At 59.9% G+C, this 372-nt stretch carries 1 protein-coding gene; it reads right to left on the reverse strand.

What is annotated here, in order from left to right; all coding sequences use genetic code 11:
- A partial coding sequence (locus F2P45_RS34685; RefSeq protein ID WP_166882710.1) for a helicase-like domain-containing protein occupies positions 1–342 on the reverse strand: 342 nt, incomplete at its 3' end.
- Positions 343–372 lie beyond the last annotated feature (30 nt).

A 372-nucleotide genomic window follows, 5' to 3' on the forward strand; every position in this document is an offset into this window, starting at 1 on the left:
TTCCAGGCCCAACTCGGCCAGCTCGTCGGCTGCGAGGAAGCGCATCATGTTGTACATCTCGACCGCCGAATTGGAGATCGGCGTGCCGGTCATGAACGTGACGGTGCCCTTCGGCGACTCGCGCAGTACCCGCACCTTGTTGTACAGGTCGAACGACTTCTGCGACCCGGTTTTGTTGCCCATACCCTTGACGCCCGTCAGGCGCGAGGAATAGAACAGATTTTTGAACTCGTGGGCCTCGTCGACGGTCAAATCGTCAATGCCCATTTGCTCGAACGTCAGCAGGCGGTCCTTGGTCTTGTCGCCCTGGACGCGTTCCATGCGCGCAGTGATCTTGTCCACCAGCCTTTCGGCCTCCTTCACGCCGAAGGG

Source organism: Massilia mucilaginosa (genome assembly GCF_011682145.1).
In the GTDB taxonomy this organism is placed as follows: Bacteria; Pseudomonadota; Gammaproteobacteria; order Burkholderiales; family Burkholderiaceae_D; genus Telluria_A; species Telluria_A mucilaginosa.